Consider the following 11,947-nt stretch of genomic DNA (forward strand, 5'->3'; position numbering starts at 1 on the left):
TTTCTTAAAAAAAGACGTCTTAGAGCGTCTTTTTTTACGCCTCTAGATATTACAAATCAATAAGTTACGTCCAAAGATGTCTAGTGTTGCTCTACACCATATATATTTTGGGTGTAGGTTAGATAGTACGCAGATTTTTTCATCTATCTAACCACCTACACTTTGCATCTTATTTTACCCTAAAAGTCGCATTCATTTACGGTTGTTTTTCAATGTTTAAAAGTTACTTAAAGCATTGAAAATCATAATTATAAAACCGAAAAGTGTAGGTGGATTTTTTTGACGAGATTCGACCACTTAATCCACCTACATTTTCGACTAAGGAGGTGCTCGTGGCGAACTTAAATAAGTTGACTGCAAAGCAAGTTCAAACTCTTAAAGCGGATAACAATAAGCAGGTTCGATTTTCGGACGGCGGGGGATTATACCTTTGCATTAGACCATCAGGCTCACGATATTGGGAGTTTAGGTACACACGCCCAGTTTCAGGAAAGAACACCTTTATGGGGATTGGGCCTTACCCAGACATAACTCTTGCTAAGGCGAGAGAAAAAGCTCAAGAAATGCGTCGGCTTCTGCTTGACGGAATTGACCCTCAGATAGATAAAATTGAGAAAAAGGCGCAAGTGAAACTGACACAATTGCAAACCTTGTGCCAAGTTGCCTTAGAATGCGAGATTTTAAATCTAGCCAACTGAAGCAAAAAACACTGCACGATAACTGGCGTAAACTCGAGATTCATGCGTTCCCCAAGCTGGGAAATATACCCCTAAAGTCGATTAAAGCTCCAATGGTGATTGAAGCTTTAAGAAGTCTAGAGAGCAAAGGTAAGCTCGAAACAGTAAAGCGAACGGCGCAATTGCTCAATGAGGTGATGAACTTTGCGGTAAACAGCGGTTATATCGAACATAACCCATTGAGTGGAATTCGTGATGTTTTTAAAAAGCCAATTGTTGAGCACATGAAGGCGCTTAGCCCTGACGAAATTTCCGATTTAATGAGAGCGCTTGGTCACGCGAATTTATATATAACAACACGCTGCCTTATCGAGTGGCAACTTCACACGATGACAAGGCCATCAGAGGCTGCGGGTGCTCGCTGGGATGAGATCGATTTCAATACCAACACATGGATAATCCCAAGTACTCGGATGAAAATGAAGCGCGAGCATCGAGTGCCGCTGACAACAGAGACCTTATCGATACTGGAAAACATAAGGCCGTTATCGTCAAACAGCCCATATATTTTTCCGTCCAATCGCAGTTTAAGCCGTCATATCGATTCTGAATCAATCAACAAAGCTCTGGGACGAATTGGCTTTAAAAATCGAACAACTGCGCACGGATTTCGTTCACTAGCAAGTACCACGTTGAATGAGTGGGGGGAAGATCCAGATTTAATTGAAGTCGCTTTAGCACACGTCGGTCGAGATAGAATTCGAAATGCCTACAACCGGACAGACTACTTGGAACGTCGCCGAGAAATGATGCAGAAGTGGAGTTCTTATATTTCAGAGAATTCGGTGGGTTCGTTCTCGGTCTTAAACGTTATGCAAGTCAGATAAGTGTGAAAATTGTTCATCTAAATGGTCTTCAGACAAAACTGTGCTTTGTAGACTATTAATGAGTCTAAATAAGGAGATGATTATATGACGGTACGAATTATAAGAATGCCTGAGCTGAGTGAGAAAACTGGCTGCGCTCGTAGTACGATCTACGCTTTTATCTCAAGAGGTGAATTTCCTAAACCGATCCCGCTAGGTATGAGAGCGGTGGGCTGGAAAGAGAGTGAAGTTGATGAGTGGATAGATAAACGGCAGTCTTTGCGAGATAGTCAATAATCACGTGGTATCGCGTAAAATGAAATTTTTTGATGATAATTTTGACCCTATGGCTCTTTGCTCTAGGGTCATTTTTTTCGCTGATAAGGTAGAGGATACAGGCCAAGTTTTACGATTATTGAAGGCCCAGCCCTAGTTTTGATTTTAATGATTGTTTACGTGATTCTGCTTTGGGTTCTGGCGCTGTACTCATAGAAGTAACGTCACCATCCGGTGCAAGGCCATCCACCGGTACAGATGTCGTGGATAGATTGGCTTGGCTCATTTGAATTAAGCCAAAGGTGGCCAGCATCCGCAGGCGCTCAGCGCGTTCCCGTGGCGGCGTCTTTTCCAATTCTTTGAGCAGTTCAGGGTGGCTCCCTGGGGGAATGTTGACCACAACTCTCATAATCATGCCCCATAAAACCAGAAGCCTCGGACGTTCGCCAAAACAGATTGTTCCGGCACGATGATCTTGCTTCGTGAAAAAATCTCCTTGGCCGCTTCCTTATAAGCCATGGCTCCACCTCCGGCGATCAATACCAAGTCCGCATTGATGCTTTCGTCACGCATGGATTGGCGCATGGCTGTAAGAGCAACAGGCGCTACCTTTTTCATGGCAGCATTCAGATAAGGTGAAATATCGACCTTTTCTCCAAATAGCAGCACCTGCAAGTCGCCGGTTCTCATGGCTTTCTCAAGTCGATCCATACCCACTTTGGCGCCATGATCTTCTGAAATCAGCTTATCAATGGTTTCCAGTAGCACGGACATTGCCTGAAGACTGGTTCCTGATGAGCTGTAGCGAATTTCTCCGGCTTCAAGGGCAACCCAGTCAACAGAAAAGAAGCCGGGATCGATGACGACGACACGACCTTCTTCAATTAAGCCCAAATCACCACCTGTTTGAACCAGATCCATATAGGCACCGGCAGGCTGCGGCAGCACTTTGACGTCATGAACGGTGATGCTGCGCTTAGGCGTCACTTGATGGACACCTTTTAAACGCTGCACAAGATCAGACTTACGTTGTGGTTCATGAAACTGGGAAACCGGTAATCCAGTGACAACCAAATCGATGGACTCAGTTTCAGCCATTAACAAGGCGGCATGAAAAAGCGCCTTATAGGTTTTTGTGGTCGGATATTCCGGGTGAAGCTCTCGTTCCCAGCCTTGAAGGCGTCCAGCAGGAACACCAGCGGCCCAACGCTCATTATCGACTGACACATACAAACAAGTTTCATCATCGCCTCCACCGATACGCTCTGGCATACGATCCGCAGGACCGGCACCCGCAGGCAGAATAATGGTTTTCGGTTCACTGCCTGATTGGCCAATTGCCAGCTTCAGGTTCGAGTAACCGATATCTACACCTAGTACAAACATACTTATCTCCTGTGCACTCAAAGTGCTCTAACGGTTTTCAATCAACCGCACTGGCCATGCTTGGGCATTTCCAAGTGCTCTGGCGGTTCACTCAAATGTCATTATCAGGATTTGGTGCACTGGCGGTGGGCAGAAAGGTGACAAATCCTTTCATCTATCTGCCTATTGCATTTTCGAAAAAGTATGAGAATAGGCTCTGTTTGGCGGCGGATGAATGAGCCAAAAAAATCGAGACGCCAAACGTCGTTTGCATTCTGGCCTGAACTCGCCAAACGGTTTGTATCTTCATGACGATACGTCTTTTTAGGCGTTTTTAAGTGAAATCGGGCTGTATCCCTTGTCAGATATGGGATTGCGCGAGTCGATTTATATCGAGACGCCAAACAGTGATTGCTACGGCAGTTTTACGTTTGGCGTTTCGATCCAAAAGCCAAACGGATAGTGGTTTTGGCTTTTGGGGTTAATTGGATGGGGAAATTGGTTTGGTAGAAATCGTCAATGAACAATGGAAAGCAGAGGTATCAGATTTACTTCAGCAAGAAACAGACAGGCTAAAAGCGCTGGCACGAGCTGAAGTTGATGACTTTTGGGTTACCCATTACAAGGTTCGCGAAAATGCGCCCTTTAAAGATTGGGGGCTGCTTGGTGTCCGTATCAGAGACTTTAAGTATGGCTTTGGCATCGAGTGGTACATCAACAGTTTTCACGGTCAACGAGGCAAACGCGTGGTATTTAGCAAGGGGCTGCGTATCTCAAAGACGAAGCTGAGATACGCATTTTTGGACTGCCAAGGTTTGGCCAAAGAATGGGAGTTAGCGCTGGCCATGGAGAAAGAAGAATTCTTCAGTGATATTCGACGCCAAGTTGATAAGCTCAACATGCTGCGTCGCAGAGTGAATGCCTATTGAGTTAACTGCGCTACTTCACTCGCGGCAACTGGTCCCAGCGTGTTGTGTAGGCGGGAGACAAATGCTCTCGCTTCATCGACCAATCTTTCTTCGTACCTTGTCCAGCAAAGAAAACCTTTCCGGCACCACTTTGGTTAATGGTGTCCAATACAGACATTAACTGTTGGCTATTAGAGCGGGTCGATACGTCATCGAATAGTCCTGGTTGAAACATGCCAGGATCGTAAAAGTCAGACAGCATGACGCCCGCTTTGGCATAACGAAAACCATCCTTCCAAATCCGCTTGAGTAAGTGATTGGCCAGCTCGATAAAATCACGCGTATCGCAACTGGGGATCAACAACTCGCCCGATGCGGAATTGCTGTACTGCGGCTCGTTGTCCTTAAAGGGGCTGGTTCGTATGAACACGGTCATCACTTTGGCTTGCTGCTGTTCTTTGCGAAGCTTCTCAGTGGCGCGGGTTGCGTATTCGCATATGGCTTCACGTAACAATTCAAAGTGCGTCACTTTTACGCCAAATGAACGGCTACAGACGATTTGCTTCTTAGTTGGCGGGATCTCTTCAAGTTCAATGCACGACTCACCATTGAGCTCTCTGACGGTTCTCTCTAAAACCACTGAAAACTGGTCTCTGATAGCTCTAGGAGAGGCATTGGCGAGGTCTAAGGCTGTGGTGATACCCAACGCATTTAAACGCTTAGAAAGCCGTCTACCAACGCCCCAAACATCATCAACCGGGACTAATGCGAGCAATCGACGTTGCCGATCTGGATTGGTCAGGTCTACAACCCCCTGAGTGGCCGGATATTTTTTTGCGGCATGGTTAGCCAGCTTGGCGAGTGTTTTAGTCGGTGCAATGCCTACACAGACGGTGATCCCAATCCAGTGACCTATCCGCTCTCGCACTTGTTGTCCGAACTCGACAAGGGATATGGCAGACTCAATACCGGTTAAGTCCAAAAAAGCTTCGTCAATGGAGTAAACCTCTACTCGTGGTGCCATCTCTTCCAAAGTGCGCATCACTCGACTGCTCAAATCTGCGTACAGCGCGTAATTGGACGAGAATGCCAAAATGCCATGGCGCTGCATTTCAGATTTGATCTGAAAGACGGGTACGCCCATTTTAATACCGAGTAACTTAGCTTCACGCGAGCGTGCAACCACGCAGCCGTCATTATTAGACAGCACCACAACCGGCGTATCTTTTAAATCAGGACGAAACAGCTTCTCACAACTGGCGTAAAAATTGTTGCAGTCCACCAAGGCAAATACAGGCATGGGATAGTCACGACCTGCGGCGCATGTTTCGCACCACATTGGTGACCACACCAAATATCTCCAACTCTGTCCCTTCAGGAATATGGATGGGCTCATACGCTTGGTTTCTTGGGATCAGCTTGACGCACGGCCTTAGTTGAAGCTCCTTTACCGTGAGTTCACCATGGATACCCGCGATGACAATGTCACCGTGTTCGGCTTGGACAGAGCGATCAACCACCAAAATATCATCTGGGTGAATCCCGGCATCAATCATTGAATCACCTTCAACACGCACAAAGAAGGTTGCAGCCGGTCGCTTGATGCACAGCTCGTTGAGGTCGAGCGTTTGCTCAACATAATCCTGCGCTGGGGAGGGAAAACCAGCAGAAACACGTTCCATAAACAATGGAATACGAAGGCGCTTGGCTTTGATGAAGGCAAGCGCGCCGCTACGGCCTATCAGCGAGACACTCATGACGAACCTCGAAAAATCACAATTTACACTGTTTGTTTATACAGTATCTAATGCTATGCTGATTTCCACAAGTAAAATTGTAGGTAAAACTGTAGTTGTTCGAGTAAGACGTTGTGTCGTGGGTGAATTCTTTTTTGTGTTGAAAAGCTTGATGTGGGTTTGCTCGCCCTCGTCAAAGCCTGCAAGGCTTGGACAATACTGCTTCTGCCTACTGCTCTTGTTTCTGTTACTGATCCTGTTACTGCTACTGGTTAACGCATGGGTCGAGTAACCGTCAGACAAGGCTTGTTGAACCCTTTACAAAGGGTTTTAAAACAGTTAGTAAAATTCTGCTTCGTATTGAATTTACAGGCTTAAAGCGAAGTCAGGAGCACCATTAAAATGCTCAGTAGAACTCGGTTCAAGCCTTTTGCAACCGTTTGAAAAGGGGTTGGCTAAGCCATACGTAAAGGGTATCGGTAAGGGTTACCTAAACGGTTTAGCTAAGACTTTCTGAAAGGCTTAGTCAAAGCCTTCATACATGGGTTCACCCAGTAGAAAGATTAAAAAAACGCTGAGGTATCCAAGGTGCATTTAGAAAAACCTGTGGCACAGTGAAATAACCCAAAGCGAACAATAGAAGTGAAGAGGAACCATCAATGACAAGAGCCCCTGCGCCATTTCCGCTAGAGCGCCTCGCGGATATCCCAGAAAGACCAGAAGATTTTAGATTGCTGGAGCGTATTCCATTAACGCGTGAGCCGCGGTCCTGGCCACTTGAACTTTCTCCTGTGGTCGGTGATGAACAGCCAATGGTGCTGCTCGATACAGAGACAACCGGACTGTCTGCCGATGACGAGTCCATTATTGAGCTTGGTATGGTTAAGGTGCTTTACAGCCCATCAGCTAAGCGGATTGTGTCGATTGTTGATGTGATCAGCTTGTATGAAGATCCCGGCAAGCCAATCCCCGAGCTGATTACCGACTTAACCGGTATCACCGATGATATGGTGCAAGGCCAGCACATTGATGATTCACTGGTAGCGAGTTGGTTATCCGATGATCCGTTGGTGGTTGCACACAATGCACAGTTTGATCGTCCTTTCTTTGAAAAGCGGTTTGCTGCATTAGGCCATCTAGCTTGGGCCTGTTCAGCCAGTGGCATAGATTGGAAGGCTCTGGGTTTTGAAAGTCGAAAACTTGAGTACCTGCTGCTTCGATTAGGTTGGTTCTATGAAGGACACCGAGCTGCAACCGATTGTTTGGCGATGGCCTGGTTGTTCTATTTGTTGCCCGAGTCTGTTGCAAACTTGTTGTCTGAAGCAGACAGGCGAACTGTGTTAGTTCGTGCGTTTGGTGCGCCGTTTGACGTAAAGGACTATTTAAAAGAGCGTGGTTACCGCTGGCATGACGGTGTTAAAGGTGCCAACAAACATTGGTGGCGCGAAATCAGCGAAGACGAGTTGCCGCAGGAACAAACTTACCTGGATGATTTGTATCATCGTGGCTCAGAACATGCCCACTATGACTACAAAGATGCCCGCAATAGATTTAAAGCTTTGTAGCTCTCTACAAGGTAAGCCTTGCATATTTGAAAACCTCTGGAAAATGGAAAGTGAACTCATGGTTTAACCAATAAGAGGAATCTTTCCATGTACCAAGACACCTACATTGAACATTATGCTTGCGCAATCTCGCCCTTTAAAGGGCGAGTCAAGCAAGAGGTAACTAGCTGCAAGGCAGCAACTTGCAAACGTCAAGAAGTATGATAAAATACTGTATATCCATACAGGTCATTGATGGGGTACTCTTTGCTCACTGGTATCAAGCTCCGCGCTAACCCTACATCCAATCAAAAACTGGTATTAAGCCAGTGGATGGGCTGTGCGCGTAGCATTTGGAATGCCAAAGTGGATGAGGAAAGGTATTACCGCACTTTTGCAAGGAAGTATTACCCGATTGGTACTTACGCGCCGCTTGATCAAAAGACATCGCAGTTTAAATCGAAAGAACTATCTCCTTGGCTATACCAGTGTCCTAGCCAAATACTCCGCAATAGTGCTGTTAACTGGTATCAAACCTATCAAAAGTTCATGAAAGGCGCATGTGGACGGCCAAAGCGCAAGCCAAAAACCGACAAGGGAAGCATTTATCTTACCCGTGAAGTATTCCATTTCGACCGTTGTGAAGATGGTAATTTACGCCTGTTTATTGGCACTAAGACTAATAATATTGGTTATTTATCGTTTAAAGCGCATCGTAAGTTTGAGATCCCTAATTCGCTGTATGTGCGTAAAGAGCGCGGTCAATACACGGTGTCTTTCTGTTATGAGAATGGAAAGAATGAAGTTGAGCTATCGAGCAATGCTGAACACTTGGCGTTTCTGCAAGGCTCAACAAAAGAGTATCTGGAAGAAAGCGTTATCAGTGTAGACCGTGGTGTTGCCATCCCTGCTCATGCTGGCTCAATGACGTTCGACTTCTGTGACAATCAGAAAAAGAAGATGACCAAAGTTGATCGCTACATTAAGCGACTACAACGCAAGTTGGCGCGTCAAACTAAAGGCTCAAACCGCAGGAACAAAACTAAGCACCGTATTGCTACGCATCACGCTAAAAAGGCGAACATACGTAATGACTTTGCGCATAAAACAAGTCGTTCATTAGTCGATAGTCAAGCTAAGGTTATTGTGTTCGAGGCGCTAAGTACCTCACGCATGACGCGCAAGCCAAAGGCAAAACAAAACGAGCAAGGCCGATATGTGTCAAATAAAGCCAAACAAAAGGCAGGGCTAAACAAGTCTATTCTGAACGTTGGTTGGCACATCATAGAAACCTACACCAAATACAAGGCTTACCAAGCGGGTAAAGCCGTATTCAAAATCCCTGCTCCGTATACCAGTCAGGAGTGCGCTCAGTGCGATCACACTCACCCCGACAACCGAAAATCACAAGAACTCTTTGTGTGCGGCAATTGTGGCAATACTGACAATGCAGACAACAACGCATCATTGGTCATTAAGAAACGGGCAATTAATCTAATATTAGACACTGGAACGGTGTTGTCTGACGATGGAGTTCTAAGAACTCAGTCAGATAGTGGACGTGGAGGCAATCGTAAGACTAGCCGAGCCAAAAGCTCGACTAGCGGTGTCCTACGAAGCGTCAAAAAAGAAAAGCTAGCGGCTTAGGCGGTTATCTTGGAAGCTCGCTGCTTTAGCTGCGAGTAGTTCACTACTGGGGCGAAATCTTCGTCTCTGCCCGCATCATTGAATTTGGCATCACGTTTGAGCGCTTTCTTAAAGATCCATGGAAGCACTTGATGTCCTGTGGCCAAGAGTCTTCACCGGACGCAATTGCTGAAGGGGTGCTGCCATTGCTACCAGCTCAGGCAGAAGTTGCCAGGTGCATTCGGGAGAGTGAGCAACGAGCCTGATGTCTACAGGGTCCGACAAAGGGGTATCGCATCGCGGTAACATCGTGGTGCCATTGGTTCGGGTAGCGCATTGATAGCGGCTATCAGCAATGGCATGAAACAGTGTCTTCACTCCCATACCTGAGCGGCAATTGCAATCCAGATCAAAAAGTTGCCGCTTAGTCTTCCCTACAAAATAATTTGTGATAGGATGATACCTAATAAAATTAATTAGGTTGAAGCCTATTCAGTGTTTTATGGCCATCTGTCCAGCTTCAACCAGTAGAGATTGATTAGTCATTGCGGATAAAGAGCTGCGTTGAGCGTCGCTCTTCAATGTGATTACGCGATGTCGGACCTTACTTGATAAACAGAGCTTTATAAACAGAGTTTTAAGAATCTGGTTGAATTGGATAAACAAGACGCATGACAAATGATGGTCTGAAACAAACGGTAGTGGCGAAGCAGATAGGCTTTCGCAGATAGCGCAGTTGCCACAAGCAACCAGGGATCGCATTGCCCATATCGATTTCACCTTATTGTTTAAGGGAGAAGCGGTACGGGCAGACTTAGTAGATCGGTTCAGCATAGCTGCTGCACAAGCAACGAAAGACTTCACAATGTACCGAGAGCTTGCGCCAGGCAACATTGAGTATGACCAAAAGCTCAAGTTGCATAAGCGCGGTGAAGCTTTTGAACCCTTGTTCGACTATGACGTTGTGAGAACGCTTGCGACCATTAGCCAAGGGTACGGTGATGGCTTTACAGGAAAGGTAAAACCACCGTTGGCTTGTGAAGCGCCTTATCACCTTAACAAACCGAGTTTATCGATAGTGGCGAAAGTTACCGAGGCCATCCACAAAGGCAAAGCCTTGAGTATCACCTATGTGTCGTTATCGAGTGGTGAAACAACGCGTGAAATTGTGCCGCATACACTGGTGGACAATGGCTTGCGCTGGCACGTTCGTGGTTTTGACCGCAAGCATAGTGAATTTCGTGACTTTGTCCTGACCCGAATTAAAGCAGCTGTTGTGCTTGAAGACTCTACGTTATCTGAGGCTGAACTTGAAGCACAAGACCGGCAATGGAACAGATTTGTTGAACTTGAGTTAGTGCCGCACCCACGTATTGAGCACAGCGAAGCGATTGAGCTGGATTATGGCATGACGGGGGGCGTTCTAAAGGTTGAGATTAGAGCAGCAACCGCTGGGTATTTGCTTCGTCAATGGCATGTGGATTGTTCTAAAAAGTCCGAATTAGAGCCAAGAGATTTTCAACTAGCGCTTAAAAATCTAGGTGCCTTATATGGTGTGGGAAATTTAAAAATAGCACCTGGTTATGAATAATAAATAAGATATTACAAATGAAAGATTTAATAGAGAAAATGAGTGTGCAAGATTATAACACTGCAATTAAAGATATTGCGGGCCTGAAAGACTATACGCTTGTTTTCAATATAATTAGCGCCTATTTTTGTGAGCCTAACTTGACTGACTCGAAGATAACTGATGAAAATGAGTTTGACATTAGAACTTCAAAAACTCGCAATAAAGTAAGCTGGGCAATTAATAAGGCGATTCTAAAGTTTATAAATCAAGACCATGAGCTTTTAATTAAACAAATTTATCTTTCAGATGCGCCTTTAATAGATAAGAAGTTTTGCTTTTTATGGCACCTATGTCTAAATAATCGGTTGTTCAGAGAAGTCACAACACAAGTGTTCAGTAAAGTGTATTTCACAGGAAGAGCACAGATTTCGCAGGACGACATCATTGCCTTTCTAAAAGATAAAATGTCTTCAGCGGGCCCTGATTTTCCGCAATGGTCAGAAGATACTTTATATAGGGTTGCTACAAAGTACCTCAGTTTAATGACCAAATTTGACTTTGTGACAGCTGGTCGGGTGAAGTCCTTTAACCACATTCGCCCAACGCCAGAAGCATTAGTGCTTTTCGTATATTTCTCTAATTTATTCTCACCTGAGATGAAAAATATTTTTGAGCATGAATTGCTCCCTGCAAGTTTTATAGCCAAAGAAGATATTCAAGACCGATTCAAAAAGCTTTCAATGAAAGGCTTCTTTGACATGAGTTTCAATGGTGTAGCGCTCAATGTCGAATTAACTCATACCTATAAGGATATATGCGATGCCCTTTATAGCTGATCACAAACAAAAGTTTGCTGACCTAGACTTTAATATTGAAAACCAAGATCAGCTTCGTCGGCAAGCCAATGGTGGTAACAGTATATTGTTTTCCTATTGTCCAGGTGAGGAAAATTTATACATTGACAAAGCTAGAGGTATTTATGAAGAGAAAGCGGAATTCATAGATATCAGCCAATTACTTGTCAGATTTATAGATTCCGATGGATGGGATGCTTTCTCCGAGTACTACAGAGATTTCATTAACACTCCGCATGTTGTTTTTAAATCTGACGATCCAGAACAAGACCTTTTTGACATGATTATTTCAGCCATTAAACAGGCTTGTGAAAAGGATAAGATTCCGTTTCTTATTCGAAGTGGTTGCTTGTATGGCACGGGTATAGAGAATGTAAACATAATGGAGCACAAATATGTTATGCAGCTAAAGCATCCACTTGTCATTTTCTATCCATCGAAAATATTAGAAGACAACATTTTATTCTTGAATTTTAGACCAGCATCAAAGTATCGCTGTACGTTAGTGAAATAGGGACTAAT

At 45.0% G+C, this 11,947-nt stretch carries 11 protein-coding genes and 3 pseudogenes; 9 read left to right on the forward strand and 5 right to left on the reverse strand.

Annotated elements, in window-relative coordinates; translation table 11 throughout:
• The first annotated feature begins 332 nt into the window (after positions 1–332).
• Both SU60_RS02175 and SU60_RS02180 read left to right on the forward strand, forming a co-directional pair.
• Positions 333–1,564: pseudogene (locus tag SU60_RS02175) on the forward strand (tyrosine-type recombinase/integrase).
• A gap of 84 nt (positions 1,565–1,648) precedes the next feature.
• Entirely contained in the window at positions 1,649–1,840 is a 192-nt protein-coding gene (locus SU60_RS02180; RefSeq protein WP_025586925.1) for a helix-turn-helix transcriptional regulator, read from the forward strand.
• A gap of 115 nt (positions 1,841–1,955) precedes the next feature.
• Here the strand turns inward: SU60_RS02180 and SU60_RS02185 are convergent, their stop codons facing one another.
• Together SU60_RS02185 and SU60_RS02190 are read right to left on the reverse strand one after the other, a co-directional pair.
• Positions 1,956–2,228: a hypothetical protein gene (locus tag SU60_RS02185; protein WP_041154127.1), complete on the reverse strand. Its 273-nt coding sequence runs from the start codon at positions 2,226–2,228 to the stop codon at positions 1,956–1,958.
• A gap of 2 nt (positions 2,229–2,230) precedes the next feature.
• Positions 2,231–3,205, reverse strand: coding sequence for a ParM/StbA family protein (locus SU60_RS02190; RefSeq protein WP_001963822.1), 975 nt, complete (start codon positions 3,203–3,205; stop codon positions 2,231–2,233).
• 464 nt (positions 3,206–3,669) lie between these two features.
• Between SU60_RS02190 and mobI the strand changes: the two genes are divergently transcribed.
• The gene (gene mobI / locus SU60_RS02195) at positions 3,670–4,113 is read left to right on the forward strand and encodes a conjugative transfer protein MobI(A/C) (RefSeq protein ID WP_000348525.1); all 444 of its coding nucleotides are present in this window, start codon (positions 3,670–3,672) and stop codon (positions 4,111–4,113) included.
• A gap of 10 nt (positions 4,114–4,123) precedes the next feature.
• On the opposite strand, the gene umuC is transcribed toward mobI, so the two are convergent.
• Together umuC and umuD are read right to left on the reverse strand one after the other, a co-directional pair.
• On the reverse strand, positions 4,124–5,431 hold the full coding sequence (gene umuC, locus SU60_RS02200) for a translesion error-prone DNA polymerase V subunit UmuC (protein WP_280806686.1): 1,308 nt from the start codon (positions 5,429–5,431) through the stop codon (positions 4,124–4,126).
• Positions 5,400–5,849: a translesion error-prone DNA polymerase V autoproteolytic subunit gene (gene umuD, locus SU60_RS02205; protein ID WP_041154129.1), complete on the reverse strand. Its 450-nt coding sequence runs from the start codon at positions 5,847–5,849 to the stop codon at positions 5,400–5,402. The genes umuC and umuD overlap by 32 nt, the downstream gene beginning before the upstream one ends.
• A gap of 638 nt (positions 5,850–6,487) precedes the next feature.
• On the opposite strand from umuD, the gene SU60_RS02210 reads away from it, so the two are divergent.
• The gene (locus tag SU60_RS02210; protein WP_041154130.1) at positions 6,488–7,393 is read left to right on the forward strand and encodes a 3'-5' exonuclease; all 906 of its coding nucleotides are present in this window, start codon (positions 6,488–6,490) and stop codon (positions 7,391–7,393) included.
• Between the two features lie 234 nt (positions 7,394–7,627).
• Positions 7,628–9,019 (forward strand): RNA-guided endonuclease InsQ/TnpB family protein, encoded by a 1,392-nt coding sequence (locus tag SU60_RS02215; protein WP_245228338.1) that lies wholly within the window; start codon positions 7,628–7,630, stop codon positions 9,017–9,019.
• Here SU60_RS02215 and SU60_RS22550 read toward each other — a convergent pair.
• Positions 9,016–9,147 carry a hypothetical protein gene (locus tag SU60_RS22550; protein ID WP_280806687.1) on the reverse strand — a complete coding sequence of 44 codons (132 nt, stop codon included), beginning with the start codon at positions 9,145–9,147 and terminating at the stop codon, positions 9,016–9,018. The genes SU60_RS02215 and SU60_RS22550 overlap by 4 nt on opposite strands.
• Here SU60_RS22550 and SU60_RS21135 point away from each other — a divergent pair.
• From SU60_RS21135 to SU60_RS02230, 4 genes and pseudogenes are all read left to right on the forward strand, one after another.
• Positions 9,094–9,338 (forward strand): annotated as a pseudogene (locus tag SU60_RS21135) (hypothetical protein). The gene SU60_RS22550 and the pseudogene SU60_RS21135 sit on opposite strands and share 54 nt — an antisense overlap.
• A gap of 331 nt (positions 9,339–9,669) precedes the next feature.
• Positions 9,670–10,589, forward strand: a pseudogene (locus SU60_RS02220) (WYL domain-containing protein).
• A gap of 17 nt (positions 10,590–10,606) precedes the next feature.
• The gene (locus tag SU60_RS02225) at positions 10,607–11,407 is read left to right on the forward strand and encodes a BrxA family protein (RefSeq protein WP_041154132.1); all 801 of its coding nucleotides are present in this window, start codon (positions 10,607–10,609) and stop codon (positions 11,405–11,407) included.
• Positions 11,391–11,939 carry a hypothetical protein gene (locus SU60_RS02230; protein WP_041154133.1) on the forward strand — a complete coding sequence of 183 codons (549 nt, stop codon included), beginning with the start codon at positions 11,391–11,393 and terminating at the stop codon, positions 11,937–11,939. The genes SU60_RS02225 and SU60_RS02230 overlap by 17 nt, the downstream gene beginning before the upstream one ends.
• Positions 11,940–11,947 lie beyond the last annotated feature (8 nt).

It is taken from the genome of Vibrio mytili (genome assembly GCF_000830505.1).
Taxonomy (GTDB): domain Bacteria; phylum Pseudomonadota; class Gammaproteobacteria; order Enterobacterales; family Vibrionaceae; genus Vibrio; species Vibrio mytili.